Here is an 18,394-nt window from a genome sequence, read left to right on the forward strand (position 1 = left end):
ACTAGAAAAGGTTTTCATAAAAAACATCAAAAAATATCAGATGAAAGTATTATAATTGAGAAGGATAATGCTAGAATGTCGCAAACCAAGCGATTATAATAAGCCTATAAAATCAGATAGTAAGACCTTAATTAGATCGAACTAGATAATGATTTTATAGTGTTCTTGACACAATTGTTTACTTTTTAGAGAGCTCCACAGTACGATTTCCTTTCCTTTGTTTGCTGTGGGGCTTTTTGATTTGAAAAAGTATTCTTTTATGAAACAACTGTTTCTTTTAGAAATTTTATAGTAAAAGTAGTAGAATGAAAGGGTAAACATAATACTATTTAGTCATTCAAGGAGGAATTAATCATGGAAGAATTGAAAAATGTTCTCTTAGCTGGTATTGGTTTGACGTCTATGACTTTGGAAAAAGCAGATGCTTTTGTAAAAGAATTAGTTGAAAAAGGTCGCCTCACTGTTGATGAAGGAAAAGAATTGCAATCTGAGCTAAAACGTAAAAGTGAAGATGAAGCTCAAGAATTTCTTAGTCAATTAGATGCTAAAACTAAAAACGTTCAATACGCTACCAAAGAAGATGTTTCTCGTCTTGAAGACAAAATTGATGCACTTTTGAAGCAATCAAATATCTTACATTAGAAATATTGGTGGGTTATGTCAGGGAGACGTTTAAGAGAAATCATTGGTGCCTTCAGTTCAGTAGGGCTAACCTCTTTAATTGAAAAAGGAAAAGCAGTAGAAGATAAGTCTACACCGCGTAAGCTTCGTTTAGCTTTCGAAAAATTAGGTCCAAGTTTTGTTAAAATTGGGCAAATCTTATCGACCAGAAGTGATTTATTTCCAGAAGCTTATGTTAGAGAGTTAAGTAAGTTACAGAGTAATGTCCTTCCCTTGCCTCAAGAAATCGTTATGGAGGCTATCTCTGATGAGCTTTCAGGTCCAGTTTCAGCTTATTTTGCTGAAATCACGCCAGAACCTTTGGCAAGTGGGTCAGTAGCTCAGACACATCGAGCTCGTTTATTAAATGGACGCGATGTCATTATTAAAATTCAGCGTCCACATTTGCCTGAAATCATTGAAGAAGATTTAACGCTTTTGATTCGTCTGTCAAGACGTGTTCCAAAAGCTTTGCTTCCAATGGTCAATTTGCCAGAGGTTTTGCAACAAATCAAGGAAAGTTTGACACGTGAAATTGATTTTCGTAATGAAGCACAAGCCATGATTGCTTTTGCCGAGTTAAACCAATCAAGCAAGTGTATTGCCAGTCCAGAGGTCTATGATGAGTTTACGACACCTTGCATGTTGGTTGAAGATTACGTGTCTGGTATCCCAATTAATCATTACGAAGAATTAATTAAAGCGGGTTATGATTTAGAAGACATTGGTAAAAAACTCATGCTAAGCTTTATCAAGCAAGTCTTTAAAGATGGTTTTTTCCACGGTGATCCTCACCCAGGAAATCTTTTTATCTCCGATGGAAAAATTTATTTTATTGACTTTGGAATCATGGGAAAACTTGATAATGGCATGCGCGTGGCTCTAAATGACATCCTCTATAGCTTTACCGCTCAAGACGTTGAAGGTATGATGCAAGGAATTTTATCTGTCACAAGTTTTGACACATCGATGAACAAATCAGCTCTAGCTCAAGACGTCGAACGTATGCTTGCTAAGTATTCAAGCCTTGATGTAGGTGTCCTATCGATTACTGATCTTATCGAGGATTTATTAAATGTCTTTGTTAAAAATGGCTTGAAAGCTTCACCGCAGATTACTATTTTGGAAAAAGCTGCGCTGCAAATTGAAGGGATTTTCCGTGAATTAGCTCCGGAAGTTGATTTAATGACACTTGCTAAGAATTATTTCCTAGAAAATATGGGACCTGACATGCTCAAACAAGCTTTGAATAAAGAAACGCTTTTGATTGAGCTTTTTTATCAGTTAAAAAATGGTAAAAATATCCCACGTCGACTTAATCAACTTTTGGAACAAGTTCTAAATGGGCGAATTTTGGTTAATCATGATTTGTACGATTATACCAACCGTATTAAATTTTTTAACCGCCTTGTTAACCGTTTTGTGTTGGGAATGCTCTTTTTTGCAGTATTGATAAGTGCGGCAATTTTAAGTTTTAATCAAAGCCTCGAAATCCTATCAAATGGCCTTTTTGTCGTGGCTTTACTGCTTTTTTTATGGGACCTTGTTCTCATTCTAAAAAAATAAAATTGCAACAAGATAGAAGGAATTTCCTAATGACTTAGGAAATTTTTTCTATTTTTATTTTTGTAACCGCTTGCTATAATGACAATGTATTAAACAAGGAGGATATGTAATGGCTAAGTTACCAGATAATTTTTTGTGGGGTGGTGCAGTTGCTGCTCACCAACTTGAAGGTGGATGGAAAGAAGGAGGAAAAGGACTCAGTGTCGCTGACGTGATGACAGCTGGTCGTCATGGTGTTCCTCGTGAAATCACTGATGGTGTCGTGGAAGGAAAATATTATCCAAACCACGAAGCTATTGATTTCTATCACCACTATAAAGAAGATATTGCATTGTTTGCTGAAATGGGCTTCAAATGTTTCCGTACATCAATTGCATGGACACGTATTTTCCCAAATGGGGATGAATTGGAACCAAATGAAGCAGGTTTGCAATTCTATGACGATTTGTTTGACGAATGTTTGAAACACGGTATTGAACCAGTTGTCACATTGTCTCACTTTGAATTGCCATACCACTTGGTTAAAGAATATGGTGGCTTCACAAACCGTAAATTGGTAGATTTCTTTGTTCGTTTCGCTGAAACATGTTTCCGTCGTTACAAAGACAAAGTAAAATACTGGATGACATTCAACGAAATCAATAACCAAGCAAACTATCAAGAAGATTTCGCACCGTTTACAAACTCTGGTATCGTCTACAAAGAAGGCGATGATCGCGAAGCTATTATGTATCAAGCAGCTCACTACGAATTGGTAGCATCAGCTCGCGCAGTTAAAATTGGCCGTGAAATCAATCCAGATTTCCAAATTGGTTGTATGATTGCCATGTGTCCAATCTATCCTGCAACATGTAATCCAAAAGACATTTTGATGGCTCAAAAAGCTATGGAAAAACGTTATTACTTCACTGATGTACACGTTCATGGCTTCTATCCAAATCATATTCTTAAATACTGGGAACGTAAAGGTATCAATGTCGATGTGACAGAAGAAGACTTGGCAGATTTGAAAGAGGGAACTGTTGACTACATCGGATTCTCTTATTACATGTCATTTGCAATCGATTCTCACCGTGAAAATAACCCACACTTTGACTACCTTGAAACAGAAGATTTGATTAAAAATAAATACGTCAAAGCGTCTGAATGGGGTTGGCAAATTGACCCAGAAGGTCTTCGTTACAGCTTGAACTGGTTTACAGACATGTATCATTTGCCACTCTTTATCGTGGAAAATGGTTTTGGTGCCATCGATCAAGTTGAAGAAGATGGTATGGTTCATGATGATTACCGTATTGATTACCTAGGTGCGCACATCAAAGAAATGATTAAAGCTGTCGACGAAGATGGTGTTGATTTGATGGGTTACACTCCATGGGGTTGTATCGACCTTGTTTCAGCAAGTACAGGTGAAATGCGCAAACGTTACGGATTTATCTATGTTGATAAAGATGATGAAGGAAATGGAACATACAAACGTTCACCTAAATTGTCATTTGACTGGTATAAGAAAGTGATCGCTTCTAACGGTGAAGAAGTCTAAAACTGTTAATTAATTAATTTATTTATGAAACCTTTGTGGGGGTGTAATCTCTTACCCCATGAAGGTTTTTACATGGTTATAAGAAAAGAGAGTAGGTCCTTATGATTGGATATATTGCGGCTTGTTTGACGACTTTTGGTTTTTTACCACAAATGATCAAGGTATTAAAAACCAAAGATGTTGAATCCATTTCACTTGGTATGTATACCATGTCGGTAACTGGTATGGCTTTATGGTTAGCGCACGGAATTTCTGTTTCAGATCCAGCCTTAATCGTTGCCAATACAATCTCAGTTGCCTTAGCAGGAATTATCCTTATTTGTAAAATAATTTATAAATAATTTAAAAAAGTCTTTGAAATGTTGATAAATCAATGTTTTAGAGGCTTTTTTCTTAAATGGAAGTGAGTTATTCTTCCTATTTAACTTCTGAAAAAGGACTTTACAGAAAATAATTGACAGGGGTTTCAAAAAGGATTATAGTTATCGTATAAATTTTAAAGTTCCCTTAATGAAGGGGCTAAGGAGGCTATTATGGTGACGATTTTAGCAATAATTTTTGGAATATTGTTAATTATCGCGATTGTGCGTGTCATCCAGTTGAAAACTGGGGTTACCAAACGTTTTGGTTATCACTACACGATTACCATGCATCATGGCCTGAAGTTACCAGATTTAACAAGAAATGACAATCTCAAAGGAAAGATTAAGATTATTTCGGCAACGGAAGACACCTGCATGGTACAATCAAAGATTAACGATACTGAGCTGAAAACAACCTTAATGAAAGATTATGGACTGGATTCAACTCAAGTGCAGGTCGAGAATACTCAGTAAGCATGAATGAGTCGTTTTTAGGAATAGGACATTAGAAATCACAAAACGTCTACAATAATTATTCTTTGTTAATATTTTAGACATTTTGTTTTAAGAAATGATGTTTTCTTTTGAATGAATGTCTTATAATGTCGGTGAAGTGTTAAAAATACTTCAGACAATTAGGTTAAAGGAGATTAATGATGTTAAAAATGCTATTAATTGTTTTAGTTGTTGCTCTTGTTGTGGCTGGTATCTACAATGTTAGAAATCAACTATGGGTGTCAAAGACATTTGGTTACGATTACGTAGTTGTCATGAAAAATGGTGCAAAACTTCCTGATTTGGCAAGCAATGCTGGCCTAAAAGGAAAAATCAGAGTTGTTGGTTCATCAGACGATACATGTAGCCTACAATCTCATCTTAACGATGTAGAGTTGAAAAAGGTTTTAATGTCAGATTATAACTTGGCAGAAGATCAAGTTTACATTCGTCCAGCACAACTCTCAGGTGCCGTTGGTATGATGTAAGTTTCTTAAGAAGGAGAAATGAATTACATAAAATTATTTATTCCTGCTTTTTTCTAGGAAATTTAAAAAATGAAAGAGAGTCAAGCAAACTTTCCTTAGCTTGGCTCTTTTTGGGTTAAAAAATGAGTAATTTTCAGCAAATTTCCGTAGTGATTGCCGGTTTAATGCGGAAAAAATTGTATCTAAATGGAAAATTTCCGTATTAGTCGAATATTTTTCCGTATTGCAAAGGAAAAAGAATGCGTTTACATAATGATGGCGTTTTCATATAATATCAGTGTAAACAAAAAACAAAGGAGATTCACATTATGGCTAAGAAAGCTTTAATTATCTGTGCAGGCGGTATGTCATCATCAATGATTGCTAAAAAAACAATGACATTCCTTCAAGACAAAGGCGAAGACATCGAAATGGATGCTGTTGGTGTTCCAGAAGGACAAAAACGTATCGAAGCTGATAAATACGATTTGTATCTTGTTAGCCCACAAACTAAAATGAACTTCAAACAATTAGCAGATGCAGCTGCTAAAACAAACAAACCAATCGTTCAAATTCCACCACAAGCTTACATTCCAATTCCAATGGGAATCGAAAAAATGGCGGCCTTGGTTCAAGAAAATATCTAATGCCTGTTGTGATATAATAGTTCTAATGGTACTTGGAGGTGTCCTCTTCTGTGTTAAATAAAAAAGAAAAGCAGATTATTCAATATCTTATTAAAGATAAGGATAAATTCGTTACTAGTAAAGAACTAGCAGCGCATTTAGGATGTTCGGATAGAACAATTAGAACTTACTATAAAACACTGGTTGAAAAATTAGATAACTATTCGGGAATTGATTTGATTTCAAAACAAGGTTATGGTTATAAGCTAGACATTAAAGATGATGATACTTATGCCGATTTCTTGGAAGAAAATCATATCAATGAGAACCATTTTAATTATCAAAACGTTACAGATATTAACGATCGCTACAATTTTCTGTTAAACAAACTTTTGTTTGAACAAAATGAAATTTATTTTGATGATTTAGCAGATGAGTTGTTTGTCAGTCGTTCAACATTATCTAGTGACTTTAAAAAGATTAGAGAAAAGTTTAAACCATATCATTTAAAAATTGAGAGCAAAGCTAATAAGGGTGTTTACGTGATGGGCCAAGAACGTGATAAGCGTCGATTCATTATGGATTACTTTATCGATTCTGGTTTCATCAACACCATGCATTCATATGTTGATAATGAATTGCTTAATCAAAAGATTTCTTTTGAAGAGTTAACAATCATTGTCCTTGATGAATGTCGGGAAGGTGGTCTTAAATTATCAGATTTTGTGATTCAAAATTTGGTCATCCATATTGCCTTAGCGATCAGACGTATTACTGAAGGTTTTCAAATCAGTAAGGTGTCAGAAGATGAATTGGTGCTGAGAGGTTTGGCAGAGCGTCAAATTGCAGAAAATATTCTAAAACGTGTTTCAAGTTCAACAGGAATTCATTTCCCGATTGAAGAAATTGATTACATTACGTTACACTTGGTTTCAAAAGGTCACGGGAATGCTTGTCATATTTCTGAAGTATTGCAAGAGCAAATACGTCAGGAGTTAATTGACAGTATCGACCAAGTCAATCCAACTGTGAAAAATGATTTTCAATTGATTGAAGGACTTCTAGCTCACTTATCAACAATGTTTATTCGTTTGCAAAGTCGAGTTGTTATGGAAAATCCATTAACGGCTGAGATTCAAGCGAAATACGCTGACATGTATAAGCTAGCAGAGCAAGTGGTTAAGAATATGCCAACCTTCAGCGCTTACACTTTAACACCTAATGAAATCGCCTACATTGCTCTTCACTTTATGGCAGCAAAAGAAAGATACAAGGAACAACGTAAATACAATGTCCTAGTCATCTGTGCTACTGGTTATGGTAGTGCCCAAATGTTGAAGAGTCGAATTGAAAATGAGCTCGGGAACTTAGTTTCAATTTCAGATGTGATTGGTTATTACGAAATCAACGATGAAAAGTTAAAAGGAATCGACTTTATCGTATCTTCTATTGATTTATCAAACTTGATTTTCAATATTCCAGTTTTTACAGTTTCAGTCTTTTTAAATGATGATGAACTGAAGGATATCAAACAGGGAATTTCTCACTTAAACACCTCTTTAGCAAGAATAGAAGATCGTCAATCAGAACTCAGTGTAAGTGACGTGTTTGACGACTACTTCTCAGAAGATTATTTCTTTCTTCTGTCAGATGCGACAAAAGAAGAAGTGCTTAAAACTTTGGCAAATAGTATTTCAGTTAATGAAAATGAGCAATTTGAAAAACGCTTGTTAGATATGATGAAACAGCGCGAAGCAATGAGTTCGATTGTATTCGGAGAAAATATTGCTGTTCCACATCCACTGAAAGCCGTAGGAAGCAAGCATCATTTTGCTGTTGCGATTGTTAAAAATGGTGTGAAATGGGATGAACAATATCCTTCAATCAAAATTATCTTTTTAATGTCAATGTCAATTCATGACAATGATGGTTTACCAGAGTTGACATCTGCCATTGTAGATTTGGTTGATAATCCAAAACTTCAAGAACAAATGTTAACTTGCCAATCATTTGATGAATTTAGAAAAATATTTTTAACACTTTAAAAAAGGAAGTAGGAGTTATATGAATTCAGAAGAATTGCAAGTTGCAGCATTTGAGATTATCTTAAATTCTGGTAACGCACGTTCAATCGTCCACGAAGCATTTGATGCTATGCGCGAAGGTAACTATGCGTTAGCAGAAGAAAAATTGAAAGAATCAAATGACGAATTACTAAAAGCCCATCAATCACAAACACACTTGTTGCAAGAATACGCAGGTGGTAAAGAAGTTAACGTTGAAATCATCATGGTTCACGCTCAAGACCACTTGATGACAACAATGACTCTTCGTGAAGTTGGACTTGAAATGTTAGAATTATACAAAAAAATTGGTTAGTTAGGCAAGAAAGGAGATAGCTATGGCTGCTTTAACAGAAAAGGAGAAAAGAGAATTAGACGCAACTAGACGTGAGAACGGGATTAAAAACATGTACTACACACGTTACTTCCTCATTCGTTATGTCGTCGCCTTCTTCTTTTTCATCAATCTGTACTGGATTTTGATGTTCTTATCAGCCAGTAACATCAGTCTAGTTATCATTCCGGTGCTTATGGCTGCCTTTGGTGCCATTTGTATGTGGGAACAATCACGGATGTATTCGAGGGAACAAAAACCTGCGATTAAAACGCAATTTTATTTCCAAACAATTATTGCTTTAAATATTATTTTAATTATTGCCACTGTATTTAAGCAATATCACTATTTTTATCCATTCTTATCTGAAAATGCTACGAGTCAAATTTTCCTAATCGTGATGCTTTTACTTGGGATTATGATTTCATCATGGATGTTAGTTAAAATTGGTCGTATCAACCGTAATTCAGATAAACAATATTATCGCATCCAAAAATATTTGGCATCAATCAATTAGTTAACAACAAACATTCAACAGTTTTTAGGAGGAGAAGAAAATGTTTGAATTATTAGAAAAGTACTTGATGGGGCCGATGGCTAAGGTATCTGCTTGGCGTCCTGTCCGTGCCATTGTTGCCGCTGGTATGGCCAGTATTCCGTTCACAATCGTCGGATCTATGTTCCTTGTTTTGAGCATTATCCCACAAGCCTTTCCAATTCCTGCCTTAACCACTCTTTGGGCAAACTCAGTTGATAAGATTGCACCACTTTACTTGCAAGCTTACAACTGTACAATGGGTATCTTGTCACTATACTTTGCCATTGTTATTGGTTATGAATACACTAAAATTTTCGCTGATGAAGAAGAACTTGATGTAGATCCAGTTTATGGTGCTCTACTTTCAGTATTTGCTTTCTTCTTGACAATTCCAGAGTTGCTTGTTAAAAATGGTTCATTTGACTATTTGAACGTTAAAGGTGCTACAATCAATGGTTGGACTGTTGGTGGTAACAGCTTGGCTCGTTTGTCAACTTCAGGTATGTTTACAGCTATCTTGATGGCTATCCTTGCTGTTCAACTTTACCGTGTATGTATCAAACGTCACTGGGTTGTTAAAATGCCAGAAGCAGTTCCTTCAGGGGTTTCTCGCTCATTCTCAGCTTTGATTCCATGTGCTTTTGTAGCTATTGTCGTTCTTGTTATCGATGGTGTGTTCATCGCACTTGGTACTGACATTTACAATGTCGTTGCTATTCCATTTGGTTTCGTTCGTCACATTGCAAACTCTTGGCTTGGTATTGTGGTTATTTACCTTCTTGTTCACGCTTTGTGGATTGTTGGTATCCACGGTGCTAACATCGTTATGGGTCTTGTTAACCCAATCCTTTTGTCAAACATGGCAGAAAACGTTGACGGAGCACACATTGCTTTCGCCGGTGAATTCTCAAACTCATACGTTATCATGGGTGGTTCTGGTGCAATGCTTCTTGCTTGTGTATGGCTTGCAGTAGCAGCTAAATCATCACAACTTAAAATGCTTGGTCGTGCAGCTATGGGTCCTGCAATCTTCAACATCAATGAACCATTGATCTTTGGTCTTCCTGTTGTTTATAACCCAATCCTTGCCCTTCCATTCATTCTTGCACCAATCGTTTGTGCTTCAATTGCATACTGGTCAATCAAACTTGGCTTTGCCGCTGTATCAATCATCCAAACTCCATGGCCAACTCCAATCGGTCTTGGTGCTTACATCGGAACTGGTGGTAACATTGGTGCCGTCATCACAGCTCTTGTCTGTGCCGTAGCAGCATTCTTTGTTTGGTTCCCATTCCTTAAAATGTACGATTTGAAACTTCTCAAAGAAGAAGGCGTAGAAGCTTAATAGAATTAAGAGCGGGTTTGACCCGTTCTTTTTTTTGCTCGAAAATGAAAGTCAACAATTTTTTCCGTATCATAGTATCATTTTTTCTGAATATACTCAAAGAATTTTTCAGTCAGCTAGCGTATAATGGGGAACAAGGAGGGTGTTATGACAGTTAAAGTAATTGCAACCGATATGGACGGAACATTTCTAACAGATACAAAGACATATGATAAGGTCTTATTTGAACGACTTTTTGACCATTTTATGGAAGAAGGAATTAAATTTGTTGTTGCTAGCGGTAACCAATATCGCCAAATTATCAAACAATTTCCAAGACACAAACATCAGATGTCATTTGTAGCTGAAAATGGCGGACATATTATTGAAAATGGTAAGACATTGCAAGAAGAATTCGAGACGGTGGAAGCTGTTTCTGCATTGGTAAATTATATCGAGGAAAATTATCCTGACACCGTGATTAATCTAGCAGGAAAAACATCGTCATATTTACCAGTGACAACACCGAAAAAGATAAAGGATTCATTGAGTTATTATCTACCGGTTTTAAAATACGTTGATAATCTACATCCAATTCCTGATGACGATTATTTCAAAGTGACCTTGTTGGTTCGTGATGATTTAACCTTTCAAGTTCGTGACGAAATCAACACATTATTTGCAGACTATCAATTAACGGCGACCTCTAGCGGTTTTGGTTGTATTGATGTTATTCCCTCACACGTTCATAAAGGAACTGGGCTTGATTTCTTATTAGATCATTGGGGATATGGTCCAGAAAACCTTATGGTATTTGGTGACGGTGGAAATGACATCGAAATGTTAAAATTGGCAAAATATTCTTTTGCAATGGCAAACGCTCCTCAAGAGATTAAAAATATTGCACATTACCAAGCACCTTCAAATCAGGAAAATGGTGTTTTGCAAGTCTTAGCACATCATTTTTTGAAAGGTTTTGATTTGTGATAAAATAATCACAAAGGAGAAAAAATGACTGATTTTCAAACATTATATCATCGAGCAGATGTCAAAGAATATCGAAATTATGTGTTAATTGATCAGCAAAATCAATTGTGGGATAAATTTGATGCTTTAAATAGCAGTGCTTCTCACCCCAATATCGTTTTTGCTGGGGACTCTATTACAGAATATTTTCCGATTCATGAATTATTGTCATCAGATTTAGCTCTTTATAATCGTGGCGTCCATGGGATTAATAGTCTTCATCTATTGGAACACCTTGATTCTCAAGTACTTGAATTGCTACCAAGCAAAGTTTTTCTATTAATTGGTGTCAATGATTTGAAAAATCGAAGACCAGAAGAGGTTTATCAAACCATCAAAACAATTATTGAGAAAATTCAACAGCAGTTGCCTGAGAGTCAGATTTTCTTATTGTCTGTTTTTCCGATGAATGAATCGCCTGAATTTGTACGCACACCAAGCCTGCGAAATAATGCAAGCATTTCACAACTTAATAAACTATTAGAACAATTGGCTAGTCAGCAAGTTAAATGGCTTGATTTACATGATTTATTGTGTGATGCTTCTGGACAGTTAAAACGAGACTGGACAATTGATGGACTTCATTTGACCGTTGAAGGCTATCGCGCCATTTCAAAAGTGATTCAAACTTATCTCTAATGGGATAGTATCAGTTTCTAATATAATAATGTAAGATTGCGCTTTCAAATGACGGTATAATATTATTGTACTTAATTGAAAGAAGGAAAAAGTATGATGAAAGCATTTCCAAAAAATTTCCTTTGGGGTGGAGCGATTGCTGCTAACCAAGCCGAAGGTGCTTATAACGAAGATGGTCGTGGTCTTGTTGCAACTGATGTGACAACTGGTGGTAGTGTTAATGCTCCACGTTACATGACTTATATTGATAAAGATGGCAAGCCTGGTAAAGCGCCAGCCATGGGACACAATGGTAAAATTCCTGAAGGTGCCAAATATGCGGTGCTTGATACAGAACATTACCCAAACCATGTGGCGGTTGATTTCTATCATCGTTACAAAGAAGATATTAAGTTGTTTGCTGAAATGGGTTATTCTGTTTTTCGTTTGTCCATTTCTTGGGCACGTATTTTCCCAAATGGTGATGACAAAGAACCTAACCAAGCTGGGTTAGATTTTTACCGTTCTGTTTTTGAAGAATGCCGTAAATATAACATTGAACCATTGGTATCAATCTGGCATTTTGATACGCCACTTGCTTTGGAAGAAAATTATGGCGGTTGGAAAAACCGTAAACTGATTGATTTTTACGTGCGTTACTGTGAAGTGATTTTCAATGAATACAAAGATTTGGTTAAATATTGGTTAACTTTCAACGAAATCAATAATACAACCATGTTCCTTGATATGTTTGGTTCAAAGGCCAGTGATGCAGATTATCAAGAAGGTTATCAAATTCTTCACCATCAATTTGTAGCATCAGCTAAGGCTGTGCAAATTGGGCATGCCATTAACCCTGATTTCATGATTGGAAATATGATTTGTGGCATTACTTTCTATCCTGGAACTTGTGATCCTGCAGATATCTTAGCAAACGAGCACAAGTGGCAGTCTGGCATTTATTATTGCGGTGATGTCCAAGCTAAAGGAAGATATGGTACTTATGCCAAACGTCTTTGGAAAGAGCATAATGTTGAACTTGATATCACTGAAGAAGATCTTGAAGATTTGAAACGTGGTACGGTTGATATGTATACTTTCTCATATTATATGTCAAACAATGTGACTACTCATACTGGTGGTGAACAGGTATCTGGTAACTTCTCAGCTGGTACTAAAAATCCATATTTGACTTACTCAGATTGGGGTTGGGCACACGATCCAACGGGGCTTCAATATTATCTTGAAAAAATTTATGACCGCTATGAAATTCCTTTGATGGTGGTTGAAAATGGACTTGGTGCTTTTGATACGGTAGAAGAAGATGGTTCTATTCATGACAATTACCGAATTGATTATCACCGTGCTCACATCAACGCCATGGCAAATGCTATTGACAATGGTGTTGACCTTATCGGTTATACAACTTGGGGATGTATTGATATTGTTTCAGCCGGTACTGGTGAAATGCGCAAGCGTTATGGCTTTATCTACGTTGATATGGATGATGCTGGGAATGGTACTCTTAACCGCACACCAAAAGATAGTTTCTATTGGTATAAAGAAGTTCTTGCTACTAATGGCCAAAAAGCTATTAAAGAAGCTGAAAAATAAAAAAACAATGCTCCTGCAACATGTGGGAGCATTGTACTAGTATCGAAGGTATTTCTTTAGATTAAAAATAAGAATGGAAGACGTGATGATAAAGATAATAGCAGTTGATATGGATGGAACATTTTTGGATGAAGAGGGAAAATTTGATGCGAAGCGTTTTGAGCACTTATTAGATGAATTAGATAGACGTGGTATTTTATTTGTTGTAGCAACTGGAAATCAAATTTCAAGAATGAAAATCGTTTTTGGGGATTTTGCTAAACGGCTAGCTTATGTTGTAGGAAATGGCAGTCATTTAGTTGTCAAAGATAAGACGATTTATTTAAAAAACTTAAGTTCACAGCAACTTCAACATTTTTTGGATTATTATCGAAATCATTTTGACGATTATCATATCGTTATTTCATCCCCAGAGCATTCCTATATGACTAAAAGTGCTTATGCTTGTCAGAATTTAGCAGATGAAGCAACTCTAAAATATTACAATGCAAGTTTTCCAAACGTGATTTTACTAGATGATATGTCTGAATTGCCAAAAGAAACAATTAATAAAATCACAATGCAATTGCCTTTGGCGGTATTTGAGAAAGTTAGCGCTGATTTTAAAAATGAATTTCCTGATTTAGTTCCCATGGCAAGTGGCTTTGGTGCTATTGATGTGGTTTTACCGGGGGTTGATAAAGCTTTAGGTTTGAAAGAGTTGATGAGATTACGTGAAGTATCGGCTAATCAACTAATGACTTTTGGTGACGGGGAAAACGATATTGCTATGTTGCGCTTAGCTAAATACTCCTATGCTATGGGAAATGCGCCTGAACGTGTAAGAGCATCTGCTAATTTTTTAGCTCCATCAAATGCTAAAGCAGGTGTTTTTCAAGTCATTGAAGATTATTTAGCTAATCATTAGACATAAAAATAGCTAGGAGTAAGAATGAACTCCTAGCTATTTGTTATTTCATGCGAGCAAAATAATTTTTAGTTTCATGGATAATAACTGGTGAGAGGGCAAGTAAAGCGATAAGGTTTGGAAGAGCCATTAACCCGTTAACGATATCCGCAATAATCCAAATTAATTCCAATTTGAGGAACCCACCAAGGGCAACCATGATGACAAAAATAGTGCGGTAGAGTTTGATGTGTTTTGTTCCGAAAAGGAATTCAAAGCAACGTTCACCGTAGTAAGACCAACCAAGGATTGTTGTAAAGGCAAACAAGACCAAACAGAATGTGAGAGCCAGTGCGCCAGGTGTTCCAAAGAGTGATGAAAAGGCTGCTTGAGTTAACGGAGCCCCTTCAAGACCAGCTACTGTCCATTTTTGCGTAACGATGATTGAAAGACCTGTCAAAGTACAGATGATAATTGTATCAATGAAAGTACCAGTCATTGAAATAAGGCCTTGTTCAACAGGTTCTTCTGTTTTAGCGGCTGCGGCAGCAATTGGAGCTGAACCTAGACCAGATTCATTTGAGAAGACTCCACGTGCAATACCTTTTTGGATAGCATCTTTAACAACAGCTCCGGCAAAACCACCGACAGCAGCAGTACCAGTAAAGGCACCAGAGAAGATTTCACCAAATGCAGGTAGAATTTGGTCTGCATTGCAGAAAATAACAGCAAGTGTTGCTAGGATATAAATGATTGCCATGAAAGGAACTACTTTTTCAGCAACTTTTGAGATTGATTTAATTCCACCAAAGATAATAATAGCAACTACTACAGCAACAACGATACTAACGATTTGTGGCGCTAAGCCAAATGAATTTTCAAGTGATGAAGTAATTGAGTTAACTTGAGAGAAGGTACCAATACCAAAGTAGGCAACAAGGATACCTGCAATGGCAAAGAAGACGGCAAGTGGTTTCCAACGTTTACCCATACCGTTTAAGATGTAGTACATTGGTCCACCAGAAACTTCGCCGTTATCATCACGCGTACGATATTTGATAGCAAGAAGCCCTTCAGAATATTTTGTTGCCATTCCAAAGAAAGCAGCCATCCACATCCAAAAAAGTGCACCAGGTCCACCGGCCTTGATAGCTGTTGCAACCCCAACAATGTTTCCTGTACCAACGGTGGCAGCAAGAGCAGTTGCAAGAGCAGCAAAACTTGAAATATCCCCTTGACCTTTATCGTCAGCGAAAATGAGTTTGAAGGCCTTAGGTAATTTTAAAACCTGAAGTAAACCAAGACGAACTGTTAAGTAGATCCCAGTTCCCACTAAAAGAATAAGCAGTGGGGCACCCCAGACAATATCATCTAACATTGTAAAAAAGTTAAGCATATACGAAAAAACTCCTACTAAATATAGCTCCCACGATGCCATTAGAATAGAAAAAGGAGTTATCATTACGATAACTCCTGAAAAGTGATAAGAAGACTGACAAAGATAATTCAACCTTACCTGTTAATCGATTCTTATCTTCTGTCCTTTTGCCTGAGAGTTTGAGCTAAACTTAGCGTTCAGCCTTGCCCCTTCGGCGCCTATCTAGTCCTTTTGTGTCAGTATTACAATACTTAGTCCTTAAAAACATACTGATTCACAAGAGCGCTAGTGTAATAAATTATTACTAGGTCTCTCCAGAAGTCCGTCCATCACCCAGTCCCTGTCTATGACACCTGAGAGCGTAACTCCTTCGGCGAAAGGCAAGCTTTCTTCTCCTGAATGACATCATTCGGTTTGCTATTTGATTTGAATACTATGTTAAAGCAAAAACCGAACTTTGTCAATAGTATTTTTTAAATTGTTTGGGAAAAATATAAAATGTGAAAAAATTAGAGAATAATTTGGGATAAAATATTAATAATCTTTTCTAAGTCTTGATTTGAGATATTGGCGTAGTTTACGATAAAACACTTGTCAAACTGCTTATTTTCACCATGATAGTAGTGAGAAATTGGTGTTATTTGCAAATCATTTTTGAGAGCCTGCTGGCAAATTTCTTCTTCAGATAAACGACTTTTTATGGTCATAATAAAATGCAAACCAGACTCTTCTTCATGGATACTGATGTGATTTTTTAAAGGACTTGCTAATAAATTTTGAATCAGATAATCACGTTTTTTCTGATAATACAGGCGCATACGATTTAAATGTTTTTCAAAATAGTCGTCTTGCATAAAATAAGCCAGCGTATATTGCTGTAAATTAGAGACAGTATTGTTGTAAAAGCTGAGCTGTTTTTCAAAGCGCTCTAGTAATTGTGGTGGCAAAATCATATAACTGATACGAAGGGTAGAAGCTAAGCTTTTACTAAAAGTATTGATATAGATGACTTTTCCAAGACTATCGATTTCTTGAAGGCTTGGAATTGGTAAGCCATGAAAGCGAAACTCACTGTCGTAGTCATCTTCAATGATATAGCGATCTCCTTGATTTGCCCAGCTGAGAAGTTCATAACGCTTGCTAATGGAAAGAATAGCACCTGTTGGAAATTGATGAGAAGGCGATAAATGGACAATGTCAGCATTTTTTTCTTTTAGTTGAGACATACTAATGCCGTCTTCTTCCATATCGATAAAGGTTTGTTTGACCTTGAATTGTTGGTAAATTTTTTGAATTTTTGAGTAGCTTGGTTCTTCCAGCGCGACTGTTTTATCCAATCCTATCAACTGAATGAGAATAGTATACAGATACTCTGTCCCAGCTCCAATGATAATTTGTCGAGGATCAACAGCCATTCCTCGATAGTCGTTTAAGTGTTTGGCAATGGCTTGTCTTAACATGAGAACTCCCTTACTTGGTGAGGGGTGAACAAGTTCATTTTGACAATTGTTGAGGACTTGTCGAACAATTTTTGACCATGTTGCAAAAGGAAAAGTCTCAGAATTGGTTTGGTTGTTGCTTAGTCGTAAACTTGGTTTGACCTCATCTGGCATGCTTTCTGGGTTTGAAAGTAACCTTATTGTTTTTTCAACAGGTGGATGATGAGGATTGATTTTTGATACAAAGAATCCTTTTTTAGCTTGGCTGTAAATATAGCCTTCAGCTTTTAATTGCTGATAGCTTGTTTCTACCGTAACAATAGACACCCCAAGGTGTTTGGCTAAATTACGTTTTGAAGGAAGCTTTTCACCTGCTTCAAGAATGCCAGTTGTAATATCGTTTTTAATAGCTCGATAGAGCTGTTCATAAAGGGGAATAGATGCGTGATTGTCCAATGAATATGTAAGCATAAAACCTCCAAACTGACCCTATAAAAAAGTTTTTATTTGACGCTTGATACCATGTCAGTTTTTATTATAATGAAAAGCAACAAAAAAGTAAATGAGGTATTTCTAATGACAAATCAACGTTATCAACTCAACAAACAATTGGCCCAAATGCTTAAAGGTGGTGTTATCATGGATGTCACTACACCAGAACAAGCGAGAATCGCTGAGGCAGCAGGTGCGTGTGCCGTCATGGCACTTGAAAGAATTCCAGCAGATATACGAGCAGCAGGTGGTGTTTCGCGCATGAGCGATCCTAAGATGATTCAAGAAATTCAAGAGGCTGTTTCTATTCCAGTTATGGCAAAAGTTCGTATTGGTCATTTTGTAGAAGCCCAAATTCTTGAAGCCATTGAAATTGACTACATCGATGAAAGTGAAGTGTTGTCACCGGCAGATGATCTTTACCATATTGATAAAACAAACTTTGATGTTCCTTTTGTCTGTGGAGCTAAGAATCTTGGAGAAGCTCTACGTCGTATCGCAGAAGGAGCTAGTATGATCCGTTCTAAAGGTGAGCCAGGTACAGGCGATGTCATTCAAGCCGTGCGTCATTTGCGCCAAATGAACCGTGAAATTGCTCGTTTAACTTCTCTTCGTGAGGATGAATTGTATCATGCGGCAAAAGAACTTCAAGTGCCATATGATTTGGTTAAAGAAGTTCATGAAACGGGTAAATTGCCAGTTGTTCTATTTGCTGCAGGTGGTGTGGCTACGCCTGCTGATGCAGCACTTATGATGCACCTTGGAGCAGAAGGTGTCTTTGTCGGATCAGGAATTTTCAAATCAGGAGATCCAGAAAAACGTGCTCGTGCGATTGTTCAAGCAGTGACTAATTATCAAGATAAGAAACTACTTGCAAAATTATCAGAAAATCTTGGTGAAGCAATGGTCGGGATTAACGAAGATGAAATCCAATTGCTTATGGCTGAACGTGGTATCTAGGAG

At 36.6% G+C, this 18,394-nt stretch carries 18 protein-coding genes and 1 riboswitch; of the genes, 16 read left to right on the forward strand and 2 right to left on the reverse strand.

Annotation, left to right across the window (positions count from 1 at the left end; genetic code table 11):
* The first annotated feature begins 354 nt into the window (after positions 1-354).
* From BLP98_RS02230 to BLP98_RS02300, 15 genes are all read left to right on the forward strand, one after another.
* Positions 355-642: a phasin family protein gene (locus BLP98_RS02230; protein ID WP_074481703.1), complete on the forward strand. Its 288-nt coding sequence runs from the start codon at positions 355-357 to the stop codon at positions 640-642.
* Between the two features lie 15 nt (positions 643-657).
* The gene (locus BLP98_RS02235) at positions 658-2,226 is read left to right on the forward strand and encodes an ABC1 kinase family protein (protein WP_074481704.1); all 1,569 of its coding nucleotides are present in this window, start codon (positions 658-660) and stop codon (positions 2,224-2,226) included.
* Positions 2,227-2,335: 109 nt separating this feature from the next.
* Positions 2,336-3,769, forward strand: coding sequence for a 6-phospho-beta-glucosidase (locus BLP98_RS02240; protein WP_074481705.1), 1,434 nt, complete (start codon positions 2,336-2,338; stop codon positions 3,767-3,769).
* A 101-nt stretch (positions 3,770-3,870) separates the two neighbouring features.
* Positions 3,871-4,110: a SemiSWEET transporter gene (locus tag BLP98_RS02245; protein ID WP_014334819.1), complete on the forward strand. Its 240-nt coding sequence runs from the start codon at positions 3,871-3,873 to the stop codon at positions 4,108-4,110.
* Between the two features lie 192 nt (positions 4,111-4,302).
* Positions 4,303-4,605: a hypothetical protein gene (locus tag BLP98_RS02250; RefSeq protein WP_074481706.1), complete on the forward strand. Its 303-nt coding sequence runs from the start codon at positions 4,303-4,305 to the stop codon at positions 4,603-4,605.
* A gap of 179 nt (positions 4,606-4,784) precedes the next feature.
* Entirely contained in the window at positions 4,785-5,114 is a 330-nt protein-coding gene (locus BLP98_RS02255; protein WP_234792772.1) for a hypothetical protein, read from the forward strand.
* Positions 5,115-5,422: 308 nt separating this feature from the next.
* The gene (locus BLP98_RS02260) at positions 5,423-5,740 is read left to right on the forward strand and encodes a PTS cellobiose transporter subunit IIB (protein WP_074481708.1); all 318 of its coding nucleotides are present in this window, start codon (positions 5,423-5,425) and stop codon (positions 5,738-5,740) included.
* Positions 5,741-5,790: 50 nt separating this feature from the next.
* Positions 5,791-7,764, forward strand: coding sequence for a BglG family transcription antiterminator (locus tag BLP98_RS02265; RefSeq protein WP_074481709.1), 1,974 nt, complete (start codon positions 5,791-5,793; stop codon positions 7,762-7,764).
* A gap of 19 nt (positions 7,765-7,783) precedes the next feature.
* Complete coding sequence (locus BLP98_RS02270; protein ID WP_020916861.1) at positions 7,784-8,098, forward strand: PTS cellobiose transporter subunit IIA; 315 nt, start codon at positions 7,784-7,786, stop codon at positions 8,096-8,098.
* A gap of 22 nt (positions 8,099-8,120) precedes the next feature.
* Entirely contained in the window at positions 8,121-8,633 is a 513-nt protein-coding gene (locus BLP98_RS02275) for a hypothetical protein (protein ID WP_074481710.1), read from the forward strand.
* Between the two features lie 40 nt (positions 8,634-8,673).
* The gene (gene celB, locus BLP98_RS02280; RefSeq protein ID WP_074481711.1) at positions 8,674-9,999 is read left to right on the forward strand and encodes a PTS cellobiose transporter subunit IIC; all 1,326 of its coding nucleotides are present in this window, start codon (positions 8,674-8,676) and stop codon (positions 9,997-9,999) included.
* 147 nt (positions 10,000-10,146) lie between these two features.
* A complete protein-coding gene (locus BLP98_RS02285) occupies positions 10,147-10,965 on the forward strand; it encodes a Cof-type HAD-IIB family hydrolase (protein WP_074481712.1) in 819 nt (272 codons plus the stop codon).
* A 24-nt stretch (positions 10,966-10,989) separates the two neighbouring features.
* A complete protein-coding gene (locus BLP98_RS02290; RefSeq protein ID WP_074481713.1) occupies positions 10,990-11,643 on the forward strand; it encodes an SGNH/GDSL hydrolase family protein in 654 nt (217 codons plus the stop codon).
* A gap of 93 nt (positions 11,644-11,736) precedes the next feature.
* Positions 11,737-13,236: a glycoside hydrolase family 1 protein gene (locus tag BLP98_RS02295; protein ID WP_074481714.1), complete on the forward strand. Its 1,500-nt coding sequence runs from the start codon at positions 11,737-11,739 to the stop codon at positions 13,234-13,236.
* Positions 13,237-13,321: 85 nt separating this feature from the next.
* Positions 13,322-14,143, forward strand: a complete 822-nt coding sequence (locus BLP98_RS02300; RefSeq protein ID WP_074481715.1) for a Cof-type HAD-IIB family hydrolase — start codon at positions 13,322-13,324, stop codon at positions 14,141-14,143.
* Positions 14,144-14,186: 43 nt separating this feature from the next.
* Here the strand turns inward: BLP98_RS02300 and BLP98_RS02305 are convergent, their stop codons facing one another.
* Positions 14,187-15,518, reverse strand: a complete 1,332-nt coding sequence (locus tag BLP98_RS02305; RefSeq protein WP_074481716.1) for an alanine/glycine:cation symporter family protein — start codon at positions 15,516-15,518, stop codon at positions 14,187-14,189.
* Positions 15,519-15,649: 131 nt separating this feature from the next.
* A riboswitch (glycine riboswitch) is annotated at positions 15,650-15,828 on the reverse strand.
* Positions 15,829-16,009: 181 nt separating this feature from the next.
* On the reverse strand, positions 16,010-17,410 hold the full coding sequence (locus BLP98_RS02310) for a MocR-like pyridoxine biosynthesis transcription factor PdxR (RefSeq protein ID WP_074481717.1): 1,401 nt from the start codon (positions 17,408-17,410) through the stop codon (positions 16,010-16,012).
* A 105-nt stretch (positions 17,411-17,515) separates the two neighbouring features.
* Here BLP98_RS02310 and pdxS point away from each other — a divergent pair, with 105 nt between their 5' ends.
* Positions 17,516-18,391: a pyridoxal 5'-phosphate synthase lyase subunit PdxS gene (gene pdxS / locus BLP98_RS02315; RefSeq protein ID WP_074481718.1), complete on the forward strand. Its 876-nt coding sequence runs from the start codon at positions 17,516-17,518 to the stop codon at positions 18,389-18,391.
* The last annotated feature ends 3 nt before the right edge of the window (positions 18,392-18,394 follow it).

This window comes from Streptococcus equinus, assembly GCF_900104225.1.
Taxonomy (GTDB): Bacteria; Bacillota; Bacilli; order Lactobacillales; family Streptococcaceae; genus Streptococcus; species Streptococcus equinus_D.

Excerpts from the sequence above, each read along its gene's own strand:
- BLP98_RS02230 (WP_074481703.1), top strand. The coding sequence starts at position 355 with ATGGAAGAATTGAAAAATGTTCTCTTAGCTGGTATTGGTTTGACGTCT.
- BLP98_RS02235 (WP_074481704.1), top strand. The coding sequence starts at position 658 with ATGTCAGGGAGACGTTTAAGAGAAATCATTGGTGCCTTCAGTTCAGTA.
- BLP98_RS02240 (WP_074481705.1), top strand. The coding sequence starts at position 2,336 with ATGGCTAAGTTACCAGATAATTTTTTGTGGGGTGGTGCAGTTGCTGCT.
- BLP98_RS02245 (WP_014334819.1), top strand. The coding sequence starts at position 3,871 with ATGATTGGATATATTGCGGCTTGTTTGACGACTTTTGGTTTTTTACCA.
- BLP98_RS02250 (WP_074481706.1), top strand. The coding sequence starts at position 4,303 with ATGGTGACGATTTTAGCAATAATTTTTGGAATATTGTTAATTATCGCG.
- BLP98_RS02255 (WP_234792772.1), top strand. The coding sequence starts at position 4,785 with ATGATGTTAAAAATGCTATTAATTGTTTTAGTTGTTGCTCTTGTTGTG.
- BLP98_RS02260 (WP_074481708.1), top strand. The coding sequence starts at position 5,423 with ATGGCTAAGAAAGCTTTAATTATCTGTGCAGGCGGTATGTCATCATCA.
- BLP98_RS02270 (WP_020916861.1), top strand. The coding sequence starts at position 7,784 with ATGAATTCAGAAGAATTGCAAGTTGCAGCATTTGAGATTATCTTAAAT.
- BLP98_RS02275 (WP_074481710.1), top strand. The coding sequence starts at position 8,121 with ATGGCTGCTTTAACAGAAAAGGAGAAAAGAGAATTAGACGCAACTAGA.
- celB (WP_074481711.1), top strand. The coding sequence starts at position 8,674 with ATGTTTGAATTATTAGAAAAGTACTTGATGGGGCCGATGGCTAAGGTA.
- BLP98_RS02285 (WP_074481712.1), top strand. The coding sequence starts at position 10,147 with ATGACAGTTAAAGTAATTGCAACCGATATGGACGGAACATTTCTAACA.
- BLP98_RS02290 (WP_074481713.1), top strand. The coding sequence starts at position 10,990 with ATGACTGATTTTCAAACATTATATCATCGAGCAGATGTCAAAGAATAT.
- BLP98_RS02295 (WP_074481714.1), top strand. The coding sequence starts at position 11,737 with ATGATGAAAGCATTTCCAAAAAATTTCCTTTGGGGTGGAGCGATTGCT.
- BLP98_RS02300 (WP_074481715.1), top strand. The coding sequence starts at position 13,322 with ATGATAAAGATAATAGCAGTTGATATGGATGGAACATTTTTGGATGAA.
- BLP98_RS02305 (WP_074481716.1), bottom strand. The coding sequence starts at position 15,518 with ATGCTTAACTTTTTTACAATGTTAGATGATATTGTCTGGGGTGCCCCA.
- BLP98_RS02310 (WP_074481717.1), bottom strand. The coding sequence starts at position 17,410 with ATGCTTACATATTCATTGGACAATCACGCATCTATTCCCCTTTATGAA.
- pdxS (WP_074481718.1), top strand. The coding sequence starts at position 17,516 with ATGACAAATCAACGTTATCAACTCAACAAACAATTGGCCCAAATGCTT.